The 19,717-nt window shown below is 64.7% G+C and carries 20 protein-coding genes and 1 pseudogene; 11 read left to right on the top strand and 10 right to left on the bottom strand.

The window, feature by feature from the left end; genetic code table 11:
* The first annotated feature begins 71 nt into the window (after positions 1 to 71).
* The gene (locus Q0094_RS14060; protein ID WP_297620998.1) at positions 72 to 1,034 is read left to right on the top strand and encodes an acetyl-CoA carboxylase carboxyltransferase subunit alpha; all 963 of its coding nucleotides are present in this window, start codon (positions 72 to 74) and stop codon (positions 1,032 to 1,034) included.
* The gene (locus Q0094_RS14065; protein WP_297620912.1) at positions 1,031 to 1,564 is read left to right on the top strand and encodes a CIA30 family protein; all 534 of its coding nucleotides are present in this window, start codon (positions 1,031 to 1,033) and stop codon (positions 1,562 to 1,564) included. Before Q0094_RS14060 ends, Q0094_RS14065 begins: the two co-directional genes overlap by 4 nt.
* Positions 1,565 to 1,660: 96 nt before the next feature.
* Here the strand turns inward: Q0094_RS14065 and rlmJ are convergent, their stop codons facing one another.
* Genes rlmJ through Q0094_RS14090 form a run of 5 tightly spaced genes read right to left on the bottom strand, consistent with a single transcriptional unit; the run spans position 1,661 to position 5,328 of the window.
* Positions 1,661 to 2,437 carry a 23S rRNA (adenine(2030)-N(6))-methyltransferase RlmJ gene (gene rlmJ, locus Q0094_RS14070; RefSeq protein WP_297620916.1) on the bottom strand — a complete coding sequence of 259 codons (777 nt, stop codon included), beginning with the start codon at positions 2,435 to 2,437 and terminating at the stop codon, positions 1,661 to 1,663.
* A gap of 3 nt (positions 2,438 to 2,440) precedes the next feature.
* Complete coding sequence (locus tag Q0094_RS14075; protein WP_297620919.1) at positions 2,441 to 3,043, bottom strand: pyridoxamine 5'-phosphate oxidase family protein; 603 nt, start codon at positions 3,041 to 3,043, stop codon at positions 2,441 to 2,443.
* The gene (locus Q0094_RS14080; RefSeq protein WP_297620922.1) at positions 3,030 to 3,755 is read right to left on the bottom strand and encodes a 1-acyl-sn-glycerol-3-phosphate acyltransferase; all 726 of its coding nucleotides are present in this window, start codon (positions 3,753 to 3,755) and stop codon (positions 3,030 to 3,032) included. The genes Q0094_RS14075 and Q0094_RS14080 overlap by 14 nt, the downstream gene beginning before the upstream one ends.
* Positions 3,752 to 4,645 (bottom strand): cell division protein FtsX, encoded by an 894-nt coding sequence (locus Q0094_RS14085; RefSeq protein WP_297621001.1) that lies wholly within the window; start codon positions 4,643 to 4,645, stop codon positions 3,752 to 3,754. Before Q0094_RS14085 ends, Q0094_RS14080 begins: the two co-directional genes overlap by 4 nt.
* A 5-nt stretch (positions 4,646 to 4,650) precedes the next feature.
* Entirely contained in the window at positions 4,651 to 5,328 is a 678-nt protein-coding gene (locus tag Q0094_RS14090) for an ATP-binding cassette domain-containing protein (RefSeq protein WP_297620925.1), read from the bottom strand.
* Positions 5,329 to 5,510: 182 nt separating this feature from the next.
* On the opposite strand from Q0094_RS14090, the pseudogene Q0094_RS14505 reads away from it, so the two are divergent.
* Together Q0094_RS14505 and Q0094_RS14095 are read left to right on the top strand one after the other, a co-directional pair.
* Positions 5,511 to 5,606: pseudogene (locus Q0094_RS14505) on the top strand (zinc-ribbon domain-containing protein); the annotation flags it as partial.
* Positions 5,607 to 5,816: 210 nt separating this feature from the next.
* Complete coding sequence (locus tag Q0094_RS14095; RefSeq protein WP_297620928.1) at positions 5,817 to 6,401, top strand: hypothetical protein; 585 nt, start codon at positions 5,817 to 5,819, stop codon at positions 6,399 to 6,401.
* Positions 6,402 to 6,416: 15 nt separating this feature from the next.
* Here Q0094_RS14095 and Q0094_RS14100 read toward each other — a convergent pair whose 3' ends face one another.
* Together Q0094_RS14100 and lysA are read right to left on the bottom strand one after the other, a co-directional pair.
* On the bottom strand, positions 6,417 to 9,002 hold the full coding sequence (locus Q0094_RS14100; protein WP_297620931.1) for a DUF4175 domain-containing protein: 2,586 nt from the start codon (positions 9,000 to 9,002) through the stop codon (positions 6,417 to 6,419).
* 31 nt (positions 9,003 to 9,033) lie between these two features.
* A complete protein-coding gene (gene lysA, locus Q0094_RS14105; RefSeq protein WP_297620934.1) occupies positions 9,034 to 10,299 on the bottom strand; it encodes a diaminopimelate decarboxylase in 1,266 nt (421 codons plus the stop codon).
* A gap of 117 nt (positions 10,300 to 10,416) precedes the next feature.
* Between lysA and Q0094_RS14110 the strand changes: the two genes are divergently transcribed.
* Positions 10,417 to 11,391, top strand: coding sequence for a quinone oxidoreductase (locus Q0094_RS14110; RefSeq protein ID WP_297620936.1), 975 nt, complete (start codon positions 10,417 to 10,419; stop codon positions 11,389 to 11,391).
* Positions 11,392 to 11,421: 30 nt separating this feature from the next.
* Here the strand turns inward: Q0094_RS14110 and Q0094_RS14115 are convergent, their stop codons facing one another.
* A complete protein-coding gene (locus Q0094_RS14115; RefSeq protein WP_297620939.1) occupies positions 11,422 to 11,736 on the bottom strand; it encodes a DUF2834 domain-containing protein in 315 nt (104 codons plus the stop codon).
* Positions 11,737 to 11,924: 188 nt separating this feature from the next.
* On the opposite strand from Q0094_RS14115, the gene Q0094_RS14120 reads away from it, so the two are divergent.
* The 3 genes from Q0094_RS14120 (at position 11,925) to Q0094_RS14130 (ending at position 16,212) form a co-directional block, all read left to right on the top strand.
* Entirely contained in the window at positions 11,925 to 13,577 is a 1,653-nt protein-coding gene (locus Q0094_RS14120; protein ID WP_297620942.1) for an electron transfer flavoprotein-ubiquinone oxidoreductase, read from the top strand.
* A 98-nt stretch (positions 13,578 to 13,675) separates the two neighbouring features.
* Positions 13,676 to 15,379 (top strand): tetratricopeptide repeat protein, encoded by a 1,704-nt coding sequence (locus tag Q0094_RS14125; RefSeq protein WP_297620945.1) that lies wholly within the window; start codon positions 13,676 to 13,678, stop codon positions 15,377 to 15,379.
* The gene (locus Q0094_RS14130) at positions 15,376 to 16,212 is read left to right on the top strand and encodes a 4-(cytidine 5'-diphospho)-2-C-methyl-D-erythritol kinase (RefSeq protein WP_297620948.1); all 837 of its coding nucleotides are present in this window, start codon (positions 15,376 to 15,378) and stop codon (positions 16,210 to 16,212) included. Before Q0094_RS14125 ends, Q0094_RS14130 begins: the two co-directional genes overlap by 4 nt.
* A gap of 4 nt (positions 16,213 to 16,216) precedes the next feature.
* Here Q0094_RS14130 and Q0094_RS14135 read toward each other — a convergent pair whose 3' ends face one another.
* Positions 16,217 to 17,218 (bottom strand): polyprenyl synthetase family protein, encoded by a 1,002-nt coding sequence (locus tag Q0094_RS14135; RefSeq protein ID WP_297620951.1) that lies wholly within the window; start codon positions 17,216 to 17,218, stop codon positions 16,217 to 16,219.
* Positions 17,219 to 17,279: 61 nt separating this feature from the next.
* Here Q0094_RS14135 and Q0094_RS14140 point away from each other — a divergent pair, with 61 nt between their 5' ends.
* The 3 genes from Q0094_RS14140 to Q0094_RS14150 all read left to right on the top strand — a co-directional run bounded on the left by Q0094_RS14140 (position 17,280) and on the right by Q0094_RS14150 (position 18,518).
* Positions 17,280 to 17,495, top strand: a complete 216-nt coding sequence (locus Q0094_RS14140) for a DUF2007 domain-containing protein (RefSeq protein WP_297621004.1) — start codon at positions 17,280 to 17,282, stop codon at positions 17,493 to 17,495.
* Complete coding sequence (locus Q0094_RS14145) at positions 17,486 to 18,256, top strand: methyltransferase (protein WP_297621007.1); 771 nt, start codon at positions 17,486 to 17,488, stop codon at positions 18,254 to 18,256. The genes Q0094_RS14140 and Q0094_RS14145 overlap by 10 nt, the downstream gene beginning before the upstream one ends.
* Before the next feature lie 97 nt (positions 18,257 to 18,353).
* Positions 18,354 to 18,518: a DUF465 domain-containing protein gene (locus Q0094_RS14150; protein ID WP_297620954.1), complete on the top strand. Its 165-nt coding sequence runs from the start codon at positions 18,354 to 18,356 to the stop codon at positions 18,516 to 18,518.
* A 337-nt stretch (positions 18,519 to 18,855) separates the two neighbouring features.
* Here Q0094_RS14150 and phbB read toward each other — a convergent pair whose 3' ends face one another.
* On the bottom strand, positions 18,856 to 19,578 hold the full coding sequence (phbB, locus tag Q0094_RS14155) for an acetoacetyl-CoA reductase (protein ID WP_297620957.1): 723 nt from the start codon (positions 19,576 to 19,578) through the stop codon (positions 18,856 to 18,858).
* Between the last annotated feature and the right edge of the window lie 139 nt (positions 19,579 to 19,717).

The following is a 19,717-nucleotide window of genomic DNA, read 5'->3' on the forward strand; positions in this document are numbered from 1 at the left end:
GCGCCATGGTTGCATCGCGCGCCGTGCGCCGCCATATACGCTCAAGGCCGCTGCGATGGGGTGTGACGATCATGACGACCTATCTCGATTTCGAGAAACCGCTTGCCGAAATCGAAGGCAAGGCCGAGGAATTGCGCGCGCTGGCCCGCCAAAGCGACGGCATGGATGTGGAATCCGAAGCCGCCGCCTTGGACCGCAAGGCCGCCGACATGCTGCGCGATCTCTACAAGACCCTTTCGCCCTGGCGCAAATGTCAGGTGGCCCGCCACCCCGACCGGCCGCATTGCCGTGATTATATCGGCGCGCTGTTCACCGAATTCACACCTCTGGCGGGTGACCGCAATTTCGCCGATGACCATGCGGTCATGGGCGGATTGGCTCGGTTCGAGGATCGTCCGGTCATGGTGATCGGTCATGAAAAGGGCCATGACACCAAGACACGCATCGAGCGGAATTTCGGCATGGCCCGCCCCGAAGGCTATCGCAAGGCAGTGCGCCTGATGGAAATGGCCGATCGCTTCAACCTGCCGGTGATCACGCTGGTCGACACACCCGGCGCTTATCCGGGCAAAGGTGCCGAAGAGCGTGGCCAATCCGAGGCCATCGCGCGCGCGACCGAGAAATGCCTCCAGATCGGGGTGCCGCTGATGTCGATCATCATCGGCGAAGGTGGATCGGGCGGGGCCGTGGCCTTTGCCACCGCGGATCGCCTGGCGATGCTGGAACATTCGATCTATTCGGTGATCAGCCCCGAAGGCTGTGCGTCGATCCTGTGGAAGGACAGCGAGAAGATGCGCGAGGCCGCCGAGGCGTTGCGCCTGACCGCGCAGGATCTGAACCGGCTGGGCGTTTGCGATCAGGTGATCAAGGAACCCTTGGGCGGCGCACAGCGCGACAAATCGGCCACCATCGCCGAGGTGGGCCGCGCGATTTCCCAGATGCTGGGACAGTTGAGCGTGATCGACCGCAAGGCCTTGGTTGCCGGGCGGCGGCGGAAATATCTGGACATGGGGTCCAAGGGTCTGGCGGCGTGATCACCCGTCGCGCGGTTCTGGCGGGTGTCGTGGCATGGGCCGCGCCACTGCGCGCCGAGCAGGAGGGGTTCGCCATGACACCGGCGGGCGATCTGGCATGGAGCTATCTGGCCGATACGGTGATGGGCGGCGTCAGCCAGGGCGGCGCACGGATGGAGGCGGGTATCTTGCGCCTGAGCGGCACGGTCTCGACCGCCAATCGGGGTGGCTTCATCCAGGCCCGCACCGAGATGCCCGAGGGCCTTGCGCCCGCCACGACCGCCTTGCGCCTGAGGGTGCGCGGCAATGGCGAGCGCTATTTCATCCATCTGCGCAGCACGCGCACGCGGCTTCCGTGGCAGTATTATCAGCACGGCTTTGACACCGGGCCGGACTGGGCCGAGGTGACGCTGCCGCTGGCCGATTTCGCGGCATCCGGCGCGATGATGGCGGGCCGCATCCGGCCCGAAGATATCCGATCGATCGGGCTGGTGGCCTATGGGCGCGATCATGCGGCGGATGTGTCCCTGGCGGCGCTGGGCGCGGTCTGAGGCAGCGGTGTCGCCGCGTTCTGCGCGCCGACCCGGGCGAGGGGGCTGTCTACGCCCTCGCGCTCCCCCGCGCGTATTTCGAAAGCAAAGATGGGCTCAGAGCGCTGCAAAAAGCGATGTCAGTCGCGCGGCCTCGGTTTCGAGGCCGAAGGGCGGGTTCAGCACGAACACCCCCGATCCGATCATGCCGTGGCCCAGGCGCGCGGGCGGAAAGCGGACCTCGTGGCAGATCGCGTCGGCAAAGCCCATGCGCAGGGTCTGGGCCATGAGCGATTGGGCGTGGGTGGTCAGGATCGGATACCAAAGCATGATCACCCCCACGTTCCATTTGCGGTGCAGCTTGGCGATCAGATCGGGGATGCGGTCGTAATCGGTCTTGATCTCATAGCTTGGGTCGATGAGCATCAGACCGCGCCGCGGATCGGGCGGCGTGCGGGACAGGGCCATGGCCAGCCCGTCTTCTTGCAGAACCTGCACATGGCGTTTGGGCAAGCCAGTGCGCAGAGCCGCCAATTCGGCGGGGTGCAATTCGGCAAGGGTCATGGTGTCGAAGGGCCGCAAAAGCGATGCCGCGATGAGTGGCGATCCCGGGTAGGCCATGGGGCCATGGGTTGCCGCCACATCGGCGCGCGCGCGGCTATAGGGGTGATCGGGGGCAAACCATGCCGCTGTCCGACCGATACCTTGCGCCGCCTCGCCGGTCTTGCGCGCCTCGGCGCCGTCGAGGTGATAAAGCCCGCGCCCGGCATGGGTTTCGAAATAGCTGAGCGGCTTGTCCTTGCGCGTCAGGTGGTCGAGCGCACACGACAACAGCGCATGCTTGTGCACATCCGCCAGATTTCCCGCATGATAGGCGTGCTGGTAGGACAGCATTGCTTACCACATCCGCTGTGACGCGTCAGAGGGATAGGTCAGGTCGTAGGTTTCCGCGTCAAGGTCGGGCATTCTTTCCTTGAGCAACTGCCCCGCGCTGGGCAGCCCCGCGCTGGCATCGACACCGGACCATAGCCTTGAGCGCATGATGGATTTGGCGCATTGGAAATAGACCTCGCCCAATGTCACGACGATCACGACCCTGGGGTGCCGGCCTTGTTGTGCAAAGCTTTCGGTCGCGGCGCGATCATCCGTCACGCCCGCGTGGCCATTGACGCGCACCACATTGGTGGAACCCGGCACCATGAACAAAAGCGATACGCGCCCATCGACCACGATATTGCGCAAAGCATCGAGCCGGTTGTTGCCGCGCCAGTCGGGCAGCCAGAGGGTGCGGTCATCCATGATCCGGACCACAGGGCCGTCATCGCCGCGCGGGCTGGCATCGGTGCCGTCTGGGCCGACCGTGGTCAGGATGCAAAACCGTGCCGACCCGATCCATGCCCGATAAAGCGGCGTCAGATGCTGCGCCACCTTGGTCAAGGAGGCGGGGGTGGGCGGATCATAGAGCGCCTCAAGGGCGGCGATGGTGTCAATCAGGCGCATGAAAACCTGCCTCTGCCATCAGTGCGTTCGAGGCGGCTTCCACCTCGGATTCCAAGCGTGCCATGAAATCATCCCGCGACAGGCCCGGTGCGATCTCCGGCAGAAACGCGACCACAGCCAGCCCCGGTTTGCGCAAAAACCCGTGACGCGGCCAAAACACGCCCACATTGGTGGCCACCGGCACGCAGGGCTGGCCCAGTTGTTCATAAAGGGCGCCGGTGCCGATCTTGTAGGGTCGCGCCGCGCCGGGCGCGACACGGGTGCCTTGTGGATAGATGATCAGTTGCCCGCCCTGCTGGCGGCCGGATTTCACATCGGCCAGCATTTTGGCGATGGCCGCCCCGCGCTTGCCCCGGTTGACCGCCACACAGCCGATGCGCCGCGCGTATTGACCCAGGAGCGGCGCATACATCAGTTCGCTTTTCATGATGAACTTGCCGCGCGGCACGGCGTTGTAGATCATCAAGATGTCCAGAAAGCTTTGATGTTTGGCAGCGATCATCACCTCGCCCAAGGGGGGGGTGCCGCGCACTTCGCAGCGCAGGCCGGTCATCCAGCCAAGGCTCCAGATCACCCAGCGGCAATAGGCGTGACAGGCGGCATGTGCCCCCAAGGTCGACAGCATCGCCCATGGCGCATAGGCCAGCGCGATCACCAGCATGGCAACATACATCTGTGCGATAAAGAGGATCGATCGCAAAAGCTGGATCATCGCAGCCCCCTGAGCCTGCGCAAGGCCGCGATGCGGGTTGCCCAAAAGGCGGTGGCTGCGGCCAAGGGCGGGATCGTCAGGGGCCAAAGCCAGCTTGCGCCCTGAAAGCCCAGCCCCGACAGAAACGCGCCTTCATCGGCAGCACGCGGCAAAAGCGCGATGGCCAGCGTGCCAAGCGCCGCCCCCACCCCCGCCCCGGTCAGCGCACGGTGCGTGAAGCGGCGCACAAAGGCGCGTGCGATGTAGCTGTCGCGCGCGCCCACAAGCCGCAGGACGCGCAGCACCTGCTGGTTCAGGGCGAGGGCGGCCTGGGCGGCCAATGTGATCATCGCCGCCGTCGATCCAAGGATCAAGATCAGCGACACCCACCCCAAAAGGCGCAGCCGGTCAGCAGCGTCGATCAAGGGCCGGCGCCAGCGGGTATGATCGTCAAGGACCGCCCCCGGCGTTTCGGCCGCCAGCCTTTGGCGCAGGCCCAAGGCATCAAAGCCTTCGGCGGTCTCCTTGATCTCGATCAGGCGCGGCACGGGCAGATCCGCCAAGGGAAGATCGGGTCCGAACCATGGCTCAAGAAGGGCGCGCTGTTCGTCATCGGACAGCGCACGCGCCGTGGCGATGCCGGGCGTCTGGGCCAGAATGGTCAGGATCGCCTGTGTCTGTGCCTCGATTTCGGCTTCGGGCGCCGAAAGACGAATGGTCGCGCTTTGCGCCAGCGCCTCGGCCCAGCGGTCGGCCAGCCGACCCGCAGCCAGCGACAAGGCAAGGGCAAACACCGCCAAAAAGGCCATCGCGCCCGACACAGCCGCGGTCAGCCGCGCGGTCTGGCCTGTGCGGGGCACGATCCGGTCCGCCTGCGTATCGCCCTTGAGAAGCGCAATCAGATCGAGCAACAGCGTCACAGATTGGTCCCCGCCGCAGTGAGCCGGCCATCGGCGATGCGCAGCACGCGCGCTTGGACCTGTGCCTTGGCGGCCCGGATCAGCGCAAGGTCATGGGTGGCGATGACGATGGTTTTCCCCATGCGGTTGAGTTCGCACAACAGGTTCAACAGGCGCAAGGACATGTCCCAATCCACATTGCCGGTGGGTTCATCGGCAAGGATGACATCGGGGTCCATGATGATGGCACGCGCCAGGGCCGCGCGCTGGCGTTCGCCACCCGACAATTCGGGCGGGCGGGCGTGGGCGCGGCCCGACAGACCCACCCATGCGATCAATTCCTTGAGGTTGCTGTCTTGGTCAGCGCTGTCGCGGCCCGCCACGACAAGGGGCAGGGCGATGTTTTCGCTGACCGGCAGATGGTCAAGAAATTCGCAATCCTGATGCACCACGCCGATGCGCTGACGGGTTCGCGCAATGGCGTCACGGTCGAGCCCATTGGCATCTTGCCCGAACAGGGTGATCGTTCCAGCGGTGGCCAAAAGCTCGGCGTAGCACAGCTTGAGCAAGGTGGTCTTGCCTGCACCCGAGGGGCCGGTCAGAAAGTGAAACGACCCCGGTGCCAGCCGCAGGGTCATGTCCGACAAGATCGGCGTGGCCCCGTAGCCATAGGCGGCATCCTGCATCTCGATCACGAAAGCCCACTCCTTGCGCCGGTCGCGGTTCTCTCATGCAACGGATGCGCAGCCGTTGCAATCGGCAGGGCGTCCGACACCCTTGGAATGAATGGGGGGCGCTGCTAGAAGCGGGCAGAGTGGCAGGCCGCGTCGCGTCAGTGGTCTGGCTGTGTCGCAAGATTGAGGCAAGCGAAACCAGAATGCGGCTAACCTGTCCGACATGTGGCGCCTGTTACGAGGTTGCCGACAGCATGATCCCGGCCGAAGGGCGGGATGTGCAATGTTCGAATTGCGGGACCACATGGTTTCAGCCGGGGCTGCGCAGCGACCGAAAGCTCCCCATGGCGGCGGCAACGCCCGCGCCCCCACCCGTGACAGAGCCGGCACCCCCACCGCCGCCACCGGTCGCGCCCGCGCCGGAACCGGAACCGGCACCTGAGCCCGCGCCGGAACCTGAACCCGCGCCGGACCCCGCGCCAGAACAGGAACCCGCGCCGGAACCTGAGTTGGTACCAAAGACAGAGGCTGCTCCGCCCACTGCGCCCCAGCGCATTGAGATCGATCCCGCCATTCTTGCAATCTTGCGCGCCGAGGCCGAGCGCGAGGCCCGTCTGCGCCGTGGCGAGCCCGATCCGGCCGATGTGCTGGCGGTCGTGCCGGTTGCCCAAGACAAGGCTGCATCCCAAGACCAAGATCACCCCGTCGCAACGGGTGGGGTGAGTGATGCCCTTTCGGCCAGACAGGTGGTGGATGATGACCCCGTCGCCACGCCCGGGCTGTTGCCCGATATCGATCAGATCAACGCCAGTTTGCGCGATACCGGAGACCGATCCGACACCGAGGCAGATGCCAGCGATATCGACACGCTCGACAAAGCCCCCCGACGGCGCAAGGGCGCGCGCTTGGGCTTTGTGCTGGCGCTGGCGATCACGGCAGGCGCGGTTGCGCTATACGCAAAGGCAGACCTGGTTGGCGCCAGCGTGCCCACCCTTGCGCCCGCGCTGGAGGTTTATGCCCAAGCGGTTGATGCGGCGCGCGTAAGGCTTGCCGATCTGGCGCGATGGCTTGGGAACATGGCTTTTGGGGCGTAAGCCCGGGGTTTTGGCTCAGAACTGATCGAGCAGCCGGCGCAGGTAATCACGCTCGATCTCGGGGCGCTCTTGTTCGGATGAGCGGCGGCGCAATTCATCCAACAATTCGCGAGACCGCCGAAAGGCTTCCTGGCGTTCGGCCATGGCTTCGTCGGTGCCGAAGCTGCCCGAGTTGCCGGATTGACGGCCCAGCGGATCTTGCAGCGGTCGGTCGGGGGCCATGTTGCCCTCGGCCTGACCTTGCCCGGGGTTTTCGCCCGCTTGTGCTTCGGCCAGCGCGCGACCAAGTTCGGTCATGCCGTCGCGCAACGCCTCGATGGCGTCGGATTGCGCATCCAGCGCGCCGGCGATGTCCCCATTTTCCAGCATGTCTTCGGCCTCTTCCATGGCCCGCCCGGCCCGGTCGAGGTCGCGCAGCGCCTCATCGCCTGCATCGGTGCCCGCGCCGGGCAAGCGGCCTTGCTGCTGTTCCAGCATGCGGCGCAGCGCCTCTTGCCGTTCGGCAAGCGACAGGGCCTGACCGTTTTCGCCGTCTTGACCATTGCCATCGGCGGTGCCGTTGCGGCCCGGTTCCTGACCTTGTTGCGGTGTTTGCCCGGGCTGCTGGCCCGGCTGCTGGCCCGGTTGTTGCCCTTGCTGGCCCGGCTGCTGGCCTTGCTGTGGGCGGCCCGGGTTCAATTGGTCTTGCAGATCGCGGAATGCATCATCCGACAGGTCTTGCTGGTCGCGCAGCGTGTCTTGCAGCCCTTCCATCGCCTGCTGCCCCGGGCTTCGGGGGCCGTCGCCGCCTTGGCCGCCTTCGGCGATCTGCATGTTTTCCAGCATCTGCTGGAGCGCATCGAGCATGTCTTGCGCTTCGGCCATGCGGCCCTGCTGCATCAACTCTTCGATGCGGCGCATCATCTCGTCGAGATCGGACATCGACATTTCCATGCGCTCGCCATCTTGGTCCGGGCGGTCCTGGCCCGGTTCGGCGTTTTCGGCCAGTTGCTGCATGTAGTCGTCCATCGCGTCGCGAAGCTCTTGCATCAGCTGTGCGATTTCGGCGTCGCTGGCCCCCTGCTGCATCGCCTGTGACAGACGTTCTTGTGCCTGACGCAGCCGTTCCAGCGCGTCGTCCAGATCGCCCTCTTCCAGCGCTATGGCGGCGGCCCACAAGATGTCGGCCACATCATCGCGGGTCTCGGGCGCGATCATGTCAATCGCGGATTCAAGACGGCGGATGGCGGCGCGAATTTGCAGATAGACGCCTTCGTCCAAGCCGTCCTCGGGGCTCCATGACACAGCGCGCAGGATTTGGGCGGCGCGCGGCGCGTTTTCGCGTGACCACAAGATATCGCGGCGCATTTCCACCAGTGCATGGGCGAGCGGGTCGAAAAAGCGGCGTCCGGGCAGGCGCGGGATGTCGTGGCTGACAGTGCCGATCTGACCCGCCGCATCGGTCACGCTCAGCACCAGCGACACGGGCAGGTTGGCGAAAGGATGCTGTGACAGATCCTCCAGCAGCACTTCGGTGAAATCTGCCCTGCCGCCCTGAAACGGCATCGGCAGATCCAGCACCAGCGCCTCACGCGGTTCCGGCGCGACCGAAAGCCCATGGCGCCGGTCGGCGCGGGCGGGATCAAGCTGGATATGCGCCGTGCCCGATACGACGCCATGATCGTCCGTGGCGCGGAAGGCGAATGTCATCTGGCCGGGCGGTTCACCTTCGACCGCGCCCTCAAGCATGATGGTGGGGGGCTGGTCGGCCAGAACCGAAATCGCCCAGCTTCGGCCCATCGGCCCGGTCACCGTGAAGCTGCCCGAACGCTCGACGCGGAGCGATTGCGCCAGACCATCGGAGCTATCGACCAGAAGGGGGCCCACATCGGTCTGGATCGCTGTGGCGCCCGGTTCGCCATAGCTGCGCAGGGTGATGCGCGCGCCCACCGGCACCTCGAAGGTATCAACCATGATCTCGTTGAGATAAAGCGAGGGCAGGCCGGTATAGGCGGGCGGTTCGACCCAGCCTTCCCAAGACGGGCCGGATGCGATGGCCTGGCCTGTCCCAAGGGTCGCCGCATCGCCCATCTCCGCGACGCGGCCCAAGCTGCCAAAGAGCAGCGCCATGGCCAGCGCGGTGGCCGCAACATAGCGCAGGGCAAAGGGGTCCTGGCGCGACAGGCGCAGATCGGGTTCGGGCGCGCGGGCATCGGCCAGACGCGCCTCCATCCGGCGCAGATGCGCGGCCCAGACCGATTGCGTTGCCGGGTCGTCGACGCCCATGGCGGGCTGGTCCAGCAGCGCGGAGATCGGCCGACCGGGCAGGGTCAGGTCCAGCCGTTCCAGCGCCTCGGCCCGGCTGGGCGGATGAAAGCGCATCACACCCCGCGCAATGCCTGTGGCAAGCGCTATGCCCACCGCCCCCAGCACGGCCCAAAGAGCGGCGGGCGACAGCAAGCCGGCCAGTCCAAACGCAAAGCCGGACAGTGTCACGAAAGCAAGTGTCCAGACGGGCCAGAAAGCGCGCAGGGCACGCTCGGCCAGCATGCCCGCCCGCGTCAGCCGCAGCGGCCAGATCAGGCGGGCAAGCGCCCGCGCGCTGGGCGAGGTTCCGGTCATTGTCCCTTTCCGGGGCGCGGCGCCCCGTGGGTCATACCCACAAGGGAACTGTATCTCGGTTTATGATCTCGTCAAATGTGGGACGCGCACGAATGACGGCGAATTGATCGCCCTTGACCATCACCTCGGGGATCAGCGGTCTTGTGTTGTATTCGCTGGCCATCACCGCGCCATAGGCGCCCGCGCTGCGAAAGGCGACCAGATCCCCGGCGGCCACGGGCGGCAACTGACGCTGCTTGGCAAAGGTATCACCGGTTTCACAGACCGGTCCGACCACATCAAAGGGCCTTTGGTCCACACCCGGGGCGGGTTCGCTGACGGGCACGATATCGTGCCACGCACCATACATCGCCGGGCGCACCAGATCATTCATCGCCGCGTCAAGGATCAGGAAATCGCGCCCCTCGCCCTCTTTCACATAGATGACGGAAGAAACAAGGATGCCCGCATTCCCCGAAATCAGGCGGCCGGGCTCGATCTCGACCTCGACGCCCAGATCGCCCACGATATCGCGGATCAGCGCGCCATATTCGGTGGGCAGCGGTGGGGCGATGTTGGAGCGTTCATAGGGAATTCCAAGGCCCCCGCCCAGATCGAGACGGCGGATATCATGCCCTTGGCCGCGCAACAAAAGCGTCAGATCGCGCACTTTTTCATAGGCTTGGCGGAACGGGTCCAGATCGGTCAACTGGCTGCCGATATGCACGTCGATGCCCACCACCTCGATGCCCGGAAGGGATGCGGCCAGGGCATAGACGGCCGGGGCCTTGGCGATGGGGATGCCGAACTTGTTTTCGGATTTGCCGGTGGCGATCTTTTCATGGGTCTTGGCATCGACATCGGGGTTGACGCGCACCGTGATCGGCGCGCGCAGGCCAAGCCCATGGGCCACTTCGGACAGCGCGATCAATTCGGGTTCGCTTTCGACGTTGAATTGCCGGATGCCGCCGGTCAGCGCCATATGCATGTCTTGGCGCGTCTTGCCGACGCCGGAAAACACGATCCGTTCGCCCGGCACCCCCGCCGCACGGGCCCGCAGGTATTCGCCGCCCGAAACCACATCCATCCCCGCGCCCAATCCCGCCAGATGCGCGATCACCGCCTGATTGGAATTCGATTTCATCGCAAAGCAGACCAGATGGTCCATGCCTGCCAGCGCATCCTGAAACAGGCGATAGTGGCGCGACAGCGTGGCGCAGGAATAGACGTAAAACGGCGTGCCAACCATCGCCGCGATGTCGGGGATTGCAACGTCTTCGGCATGCAAGATGCCGTCCTTGTAAAGAAAGTGATCCATCCGATCCCCGCCCTGTGCCTTTGCGCGAGGTAGCACCCCCTGAAGCGCTTTCAAAGAGGCTGGACGTCGCGCGCGCGCCCGTTAGGGTCTGGCATCACACATTGGAGGGAACAAACCATGGCAAGGACCGTCATCATCGAGGCCCCGGGCGGGCCAGAAGCCTACAAGATCGTCGATCGCGCGGTGGGCGAGCCCGGACCGGGTGAGATTCGCATCCGTCATCATGCCTGCGGGCTGAATTTCATCGATGTCTACCAGCGCGCGGGGCTTTACCCGCTGGCGATGCCGCACGCCATGGGCATGGAAGGCGCGGGCGTCATCGAGGCCGTGGGCGAAGGCGTCACGCATCTGAAGGTCGGCGACCGCGCCGCCTATGCGTCGATGCCGCCCGGCGCCTATTGCGAGGCGCGCGTGATGCGGGCGGCACAGGTCTGTCCGCTGCCTGACGGCATTTCCTTTGAGCAAGGGGCAGCGATGATGCTCAAGGGGCTGACGACCCATTATCTGTTTCGCCGCACGACGCCGATCGCCAAGGGCGACACGGTGCTGTTTCATGCCGCCGCCGGTGGGGTGGGGTTGTTTGCCTGCCAATGGGCCAAAAGCGAGGGCATCCGCCTGATCGGCACTGCGGGCACGGATGAAAAGTGCCAGTTGGCGTTGGATCATGGGGCTGAGGCCTGCATCAATTACCGTTCGGGTGACTGGGTGGCCAAGGTGCGCGATCTGACCGGCGGGCGCGGCGTGGATGTGGTGATGGATGCGGTCGGCAAGGATACGTTTGACGGCTCGCTCGATTGCCTGCGGCCCTTGGGCTTCATGATTTCCTTTGGCAATGCGTCCGGGCCGGTGCCGCCCTTCAGCCTTGCGACGCTGGGGGCCAAGGGGTCGCTCAAGATCACGCGGCCCACAATATTCACCCATATCGCCGATCACGCCACCTGTCAGCAGATGGCGCGCGAATTGTTCGACAAGGTGCTGTCGGGGGATGTGAAGATCCGCATCGATCAGCGGTTCTCGCTCGAACAGGTGGCCGATGCCCATCGCGCGCTCGAGGCGCGTGAGACGACCGGGCAGACGGTAATTCTGCCATAAAGGGGTTGGGGTGCGCCATAAGGCGCACCGCTACCTCTGGCGTCGCGCCAAAAGAAACAGTGCGAGCGGCAAGCCCGCGCTGACCCCGATGCCATAGGTCACAGGGATGACCAGAAAAAACCAGCGATTGCCGCGCACACCCTCGACCACCGCCCAGATGGTCAGCGCAATCGCCGCGATGGTCAGGTCGTAGACCAGCGCGCTGGTCGCATCATTGACCCACCACGCATCGATCATCGGCCCAAGCGCCCAGCCGTGTTCCGTGAACCACGCATAGAAATAGCTCCACGGCAGGATGGTGCCGACGATGATCAGCGCAAGATAGATCAGGCGAAGGGGGGTCATGGGCGGGCCTTGGGTTGGGGACACACGGGTGCAAGCTAGCGCGCGCCCATCCCTGCGGCCAGCCCACCCCTGCGACACCATGCTGTCGCGTCACGATTGACCCCGGACGCGGGGTTCACTACCCAATCACGCAACAATCTTGCGTAAGCTGCCGCTGCCTGCGGCCCTGACGGGGAACAGGGGAAAACATGTCTGACACGATACGCGAAAGCATGGATTACGATGTGGTCATCGTGGGCGCGGGGCCTGCGGGCCTGTCTGCGGCGATCCGGCTCAAGCAGATCGACCCCGATCTGTCGGTTGTCGTGCTGGAAAAGGGCTCCGAGGTGGGCGCGCATATCCTGTCGGGCGCGGTTCTTGACCCGGTGGGGTTGAACCGGCTGATCCCCGATTGGAAAAAGCGCGGCGCCCCCGTCAAGGTGCCGGTGCGCAGCGACAGCTTCTACATGCTGGGCGAAGGCGGTGGCATCCGCATTCCCAATGCGGTCATGCCGGGGCTGATGAACAATCACGGCAACTACATTGTCTCGATGGCCAATCTCTGCCGCTGGATGGCCGGGCAGGCCGAGGCGCTGGGGGTCGAGATTTTCCCGGGCATGTCATGTTCCGAACTGGTCTATGGCGATCAAGGTCAGGTCGCGGGCGTTGTCGCGGGTGAATTCGGCAAGAACCCCGACGGCACACCCGGCGACGCCTATGAGCCGGGGATGGAGCTGCGCGGCAAATACGTCATGCTGGGCGAGGGCGTGCGCGGATCGCTGACCAAGGAGGTCTTGGCGAAATACGATCTGCAAAAGGGCAAATGCCCGCAGAAATTCGGCCTTGGCATGAAGGAAATCTGGGAGATCGATCCCGAAAAGCACCGCGAAGGCACGGTGGTGCACACCATGGGCTGGCCGCTCGGTGCCAATGCCGGTGGCGGGTCGTTCATCTATCATCTGGACAACAATCAGGTCTATGTCGGTTTTGTGGTTCATCTGAACTACGAAAACCCCCATCTTTACCCCTATATGGAATTCCAGCGGTTCAAGCATCATCCGATGGTGGCCGAGCTTTTGAAGGGCGGCAAACGCATCGCCTATGGCGCGCGCGCCATTTCCGAGGGGGGGTGGCAATCCATGCCCAAGGCGGTGGCGCCCGGCGTGGCGATCTTGGGGTGTGGCGTCGGGCTGGTGAATGTGCCGCGCATCAAGGGCAACCACAATGCCATGCTGTCGGGCATCGCGGCGGCCGAGGCAGCCGCCCGCGCCATCGCGGCCGGGCGGTCGGGCGATGAGCTGGGCGATTACGACGATTACCTGCACAAGGACGGGCCGATCGCCAAGGACCTCAAGCCGGTGCGCAACGTCAAGCCGCTGTGGTCCAGATACGGGCTTTTGGGTGGCCTGATGCTGGGCGGGATGGACATGTGGACCAACAGCCTGTTGGGCGCGTCGGTTTTCGGCACGCTGCGCCATGGCAAGTCGGACGCCGCCGCCACTGGCCGGGCCCGCGATCACAAGCCCATCGATTACCCCAGACCCGACGGGGTGCTCAGCTTTGACCGGCTGACCAATGTGTCCTTTTCGATGACCAATCACGAAGAACATCAGCCCCCGCATCTGACGCTCAGGGATGCCAGCGTGCCGATCAAGGTCAACCTGCCCGAATATGGCGAACCCGCGCAACGCTATTGCCCGGCGGGCGTTTATGAGGTGGTGGGAACCGGCGCCGATGCGCGCTTTGTGATCAACTTCCAGAACTGCGTTCATTGCAAGACCTGCGACATCAAGGACCCGTCGCAGAACATCCACTGGACGGTGCCGCAGGGCGGCGACGGGCCGAATTACCCGAACATGTGAGCGGATTTCGCGTGTCGGCGGCCTGGCGGGGGCGGGGGTGCATTGCCCTTGACCCTTCCGGGGCCTAGTCTTTGTGCTGTCACGGGGAGATTTCGATCATGCGCCGCCTGTTGCTGTCGTCTGTTCTGCCGCTGGCCTTTGGCGTCCTGTTGGGTCAGGCCGTCACCGCGCAGCAGGACGTGCCGGGGTTGGCCGGGCCCTATCTGGCCGCGCGTTCCGCCGTGCTGGAGGGCAATCACCGCATCGCCGCGGTCTATTTCGAGACTGCGCTTGCCGCTGATCCGGGCAATCCGGTTCTGATCAGCAATGCGGTCTTTGCCCATGCAGCCCTTGGGCAATGGGCGCGCGCAGCGGTCATTGCCGACATGTTGCCGCCCGAGGCCAGCGCGCAAGAGTTGGTCAATCTTGTGCGTATGGTGAACCTTGTCATGGCAGGCGATCTGGCGGGCACGCGGGCCGCGATCGCGGCGGGGACCGGGGCAGGGCCCTTGATCGACGATCTTGCGATGGGCTGGATCCATCTGGGTGAGGGCGACATGCGCCGCGCCGCCGACAGCTTCACGGCGGTCGCCGCCGATGACCCGCTGGCCGACATCGCCTATACCCATCTGGCCTTGGCGCGCGCCGCCGTCGGTGATTTCGAAGGGGCTGACGCGATCTTGTCAGGCAATGAATTCGGCCCGCTGAGCGCCAGCGAAAGATCGTTGCGCGCCCGGGTCGAGGTGCTGGTTCAACTTGACCGTCGCGACGACGCGTTGGAATTGCTGGATATCTTTACGGCATCCTTGCCAGACCCTGCGCTGTTGGCCCTGCGCGCGCGGATCTTGGCAAATCCGTCGCCAGCCCCCTATGAGTTCATCACCACCGCCGAGCAAGGTTTGGCCGAGGTCTTTTTCACCATCGCCCGCGCGCTCAGCGGCGAAAGCGGTTCCAGCACTTTGCCGTTGCTTTACGCGCGCGCCGCCTACGGGATCGACCCAACCCATTCCGAGGCGTTGATCTATACGGCCGAGTTGTTGCGCGCGCAGGGTCAATACAGCCTCGCCGCAGATGCCTATGCCCAGGTGCAGCCCGGGGATCCGCAATTCGTGGAGGCCCAGCTTGGCCGCGCCGACACCTATTTCGAGGATGATCGCCAAGATGATGCCGTGACCGTCTTGAGCGATCTGGCCCGCGATCACCCGGACCTGCCCACGGTGAAAGCCGCGCTGGGCGATGCGTTGCGCCGGACCGAACGCTGTGCCGAAGCGGTCGAGGCCTATACGGCCGCGCTAGACGGGGTGGACATCACGCAAAGCCGCTATTGGTTCTTGTATTACACACGCGGCATCTGTTTCGAAAACCTTGATGATTTCGCAAGCTCCGAGGCTGATTTCCGTCAGGCGCTGGTGCTTAACCCCGAACAGCCGCAGGTGTTGAACAATCTTGGCTACTCGATGGTCGAACAGCGCCGCAACCTGGACGAAGCCTTGGCGATGATCGAGCGCGCGGTCGCAGCCCGGCCCGATTCGGGCTACATTGTCGACAGTCTGGGATGGGTGCTATACCGGCTGGGGCGGTTTGCCGAAGCGGTCGAACCGATGGAACGCGCGGTGGCCCTGTTGCCGACGGATCCGATCATCAATGACCATCTGGGTGATGTGTACTGGATGGTCGGGCGCAAGCGCGAGGCGCAATTCCAATGGCAGCGTGCGCTGAGCAATGCGCCCGAGGAAGCCGACGCGATCCGCATTCGCCGAAAGCTTGACATCGGGCTGGACCGCGTGCTCGCGGATGATGGCGGGGTGGGCGGAACGCAGTGAGGTTGTTTGCCCCTGCCAAAGTCAATCTTGCGCTGCATGTCACGGGGCGGCGCGCGGATGGCTATCATCTGCTTCAATCGGTTGTGGTGTTTGCCGATGCAGGCGACTGGCTGCACATCGCGCCCGCCCCTCGGTTGTCGCTTGCGGTCATCGGGCCGCGCGCGGATGGCGTGCCGAGCGATCAGCGCAATCTGATCTGGCGCGCGGCCCAACTGTTTGATCACGCTGCGGGCGCCGCGATCACCCTGGACAAGCATTTGCCGCATGCGGGTGGGATTGGCGGCGGTTCTGCCGATGCGGCGGCGGCCTTGCGGGGGCTTGCATCTTTGTGGGATGCGCCCTTGCCCGATGCGCCTGCGGTGTTGTCTTTGGGCGCGGATGTGCCCGTGTGCCTGTTTGGGCGCCCCGCGCACATGGCAGGCATCGGCGATGTGATTGCCCCCCTGCCGCCCTTGCCGCCCTTGTGGCTGGTGCTGGTCAATTCCGGCGTCGCGGTGCCGACAGGCCCGGTCTTTGCGGCGCTTGTGACAGCGGAAAACCCGCCATTGCCCGACATGCCGCCCCAAGGCTGGCGTGATGCCGGGGCGCTGGCCGCTTGGCTGGCGCAGACCCGCAATGATCTGGAACCGCCCGCCCTTGAGCTGGTTCCCGGCATCGCGCCCGTGATCGCGGCGCTGTCCGCGCAGGGCGGGTGCCTTTTGGCGCGCATGTCCGGGTCGGGGGGCACCTGTTTCGGGCTGTTTGCTACGGCGCAAGCGGCCCGCGATGCAGCAGCGGCGCTGGCAGCAGACCATCCGGATTGGTGGGTGCAGGACGCGGCGATCCTGCCCTGAAGGGTCACGCCAGACGCGCCACCACGTAATCGGCCAGATCATGCATCATGTCGCGCAGCGGGTGATCAGGCAGAACCTCGAGCGCGGTTTGCGCGCGCACGGACCAGCCGAACGCCTCGGCGCGGGTTTCTTCCAGCGTGCCGTGGCGTCGCAGAAGCGACATGGCCTGTTCCAGATCGCCGTCGCGCTGGTCGCCCTTTTCGATCGTGCGCTGCCAGAACGCGTGTTCGGCCGCATCGGCGCGCGCAATTGCGCGGATCACCGGCAGCGTCAGCTTGCGCTCGCGGAAATCATCGCCCGTGTTCTTGCCGATCATCCCGTCACTGCCGCCCCAGTCGAGCAGATCATCAGCCATCTGAAAGGCTATGCCCAGCCCGTCCCCATAGGTGGCCAGCGCGCGCACCTGTTGCTCGGGGCGATCGGCGATGACGCCGCCAACCTCGCAGGCGGCTTCGAAAAGTGCTGCGGTCTTGCCGCGGATGACCTGAAGATAGATGTCTTCGGTGGTGGCGATGTTGGCCGCCGCGGTCAGTTGCAACACCTCACCCTCGGCGATCACGGCGGCGGCATTCGACAAGATCGTCAAGACCCGCAGATTGCCGGGTTCCACCATCAGCTGAAACGCGCGGGCAAACAGGTAATCGCCCACCAGAATGCTGGATTTGTTGTCCCACAACAGGTTCGCCGTGGGTCGGCCCCGGCGCTTCTGGCTTTCATCGACGACATCGTCGTGCAGCAGCGTGGCCGTGTGGATGAATTCGACGGTCGCCGCCAGCTTGTGATGGGCCGTCCCCGCATAGCCGCAAAGCCGGGCCGCAGCCAGCGTCAGCATCGGGCGCACCCGCTTGCCGCCGGCATCGACCAGATGGGCGGTGACTTCGGGGATGCGCGGCGCATGATCCGAGGCCATGCGCGCCTGGATCAGGGCATCGACGGCGACCAGATCGTCGCGCAATGCGGCCTGCATGCGCTCATGCGGCTTGGTGGCGGCATCATCAAGGCTCAAGCGGCAATCCTTTCCCGATCCTCGTCTCGACAAGCGCGATGGGGCGGCCTAGATGCGGCGCATGCTTGAAATCATGCGCAGCACCGACCCTACCGAGATTGCTTTCGCCTCGGCGCTTCTGTCGGGCGAGGATATAGAGGTCTTCGTCATGGACGTCCATATAAGCGTGCTGGAGGGCTCCATCGGGATTTTTCCCCGCCGGATGATGGTGCGACGCGCCGATGCCGCGCGTGCACGGATCGCGTTGCGCGACAACGGCCTTCCGGTATCCCGGTGACCGAGGACGCGACCACGCTGGACGCTTTCCTGGGGGGGCGCGTCACGCTTCGGCAACCGCGGCACGGCTATCGGGCCGCGACCGACCCGGTGTTTCTGGCGGCCGCTTGTCCCGCGAAAGCGGGGCAAACCGTTCTGGAGCTTGGCTGTGGGGCAGGGGCGGCCAGCCTGTGTCTGGCCGCGCGTGTGCCGGGGCTGGAGCTGTTCGGGGTGGAACGTCAGCCCGATTATGCCGCCCTTGCGCGCGAAAATGCAGCGCGGGCAGGCGCGGCCATGACGGTGATCACGGCCGATCTTGGGGCGCTTTCCCATGATCTGCGGCAGATGAGCTTTGATCATGTGCTGGCCAACCCGCCTTTTTTCCCGGCAGGCAGCGGGTCGCAGGCACAAGACCCCGGGCGTGAGGCCGCCAATCGGGAAGATACCCCCCTGTCGATCTGGATCGATACGGCGCGTGCGCGGCTCAAGCCCGGCGGGTGGTTGACGCTGATCCATCTGGCCGAACGTTTGCCCGATTGTCTGGCCGCGATGGGTGCGGGCTTTGGCGCGGTCGCGGTCTTGCCCTTGCAACCCCGCATCGGGCGCGCCGCGACCCGCGTGGTGATCCGGGCGCGCAAATCAGCCCGCGCCCCCTTTGCGCTGCTGGCGCCGTTTCTTATACATGAAGGCGCAGATCACGCAGGCGATGCCCCCGATTTCACCGATCAAGCCCAAGCGGTCTTGCGCGCGGCGGCCCCGCTGCCCTTTGCCGGGCAGGATTGATAAAGAACAATGCCCTTGCCACGCGGTTTTGCGTGACACGACTCAACTTCCGTGATGCAGTTGTCATGTGACTGTCATCAATGAGGAGAAGACGCCCATGTCGCTTGGCTCTCATCTGCAGGAACTCAAGAAAAAGCACGCCAATCTTTCTCATCAGGTCGAACAGGCGCAGCGCAGCCCGGGGACCGATGATCTCAAGCTGCGTGACCTGAAGAAAGAAAAGCTGCGTCTCAAGGAAGAAATCACCCGGCTCGACAGCTGAAGCGGCGGGGCGCCCGGCGCCCCCGGTTTCGATGTCAGCCTTGCAGCAGGTGACAAGCGGCTTTGCCGTTATCGCCAGTACTAAGGACATGCTTTCTGACCTATCTCGGCCCATGAGGGAGATGGATTTCCCACCGAGAGGATCAGATCGATGGACAGTTTTGCACTGACTTATGAAATGCGCGCACAGATCGCAGCGGCGCGCGCGGAATGCGCGCGCTATTTCTGGCGCCAGTTGGCCGGGCTTTTCGTGCGCCGGGCCTGAGGCCGAACGTGCAGGCCAAGCGCAAAAAGGCCGGGGCCGATGCGCCCCGGCCCTTCGTGTGTGGTGGGGGCTGTCAGACGAAGAACTGCGCGCCGTTGGCCGAGATGGTCGACCCGCTGATAAAGCCCGCATCCTCGGAGGCCAAAAAGGTCACGCAGCGCGCGATTTCCGAAGGTTCGCCCAGACGACCGGCAGGGATGCCCGCGATGATCTTGTCGCGCACGGCTTCGTCGATCGCCATCACCATTTCGGTTGCGATGTAGCCGGGGCAGATCGCATTGGCTGTGATGCCGAATTTCGCGCCCTCCTGGGCCAGCGATTTCACGATGCCCAGATCGCCCGCTTTTGTCGCGGCATAATTGACCTGACCGGCCTGGCCCTTTTGGCCGTTGATCGAGGAGATCACGATGACGCGGCCGAATTTGCGGTCGCGCATGCCCGACCAGACGGGATGGACCGTGTTGAACACGCCAGTCAGATTGGTGTCGATGACCTCTTTCCATTGGGCCGGGGTCATGCGGTGGAACATCGCGTCGCGCGTGATGCCCGCATTGGCCACGACCGTGTCGATGGGGCCCAGATCGGCCTCGACCTGCGCGATGCCGGCCTTGGAGGCATCGTAATCGGCAACGTCCCATTTGTAGGTCTTGATGCCGGTCGCGGCGGTAAAGGCGGCGGCCTTTTCGTCGTTGCCCGCATAGGTTGCGGCGACGGCATATCCTTGGGCCTTGAGGGCCTTGGAAATGGCCTCACCGATGCCCCGGCTGCCGCCGGTGACGAGCGCTACTCTTGTCATGGGTTCCTCCAGTTTGGCGTCGTGCTTTGGTAATCCTGTTACGCACGCAAGCCCGATTAAGCAACAATATTTCGCAGATCATCTTGCCGCGCCGGATGTGAAAAGGGCGCCCGAAGGCGCCCCATCCCCCTTGGATCCC

Source organism: uncultured Roseicyclus sp., assembly GCF_937892565.1.
In the GTDB taxonomy this organism is placed as follows: domain Bacteria; phylum Pseudomonadota; class Alphaproteobacteria; order Rhodobacterales; family Rhodobacteraceae; genus Roseicyclus.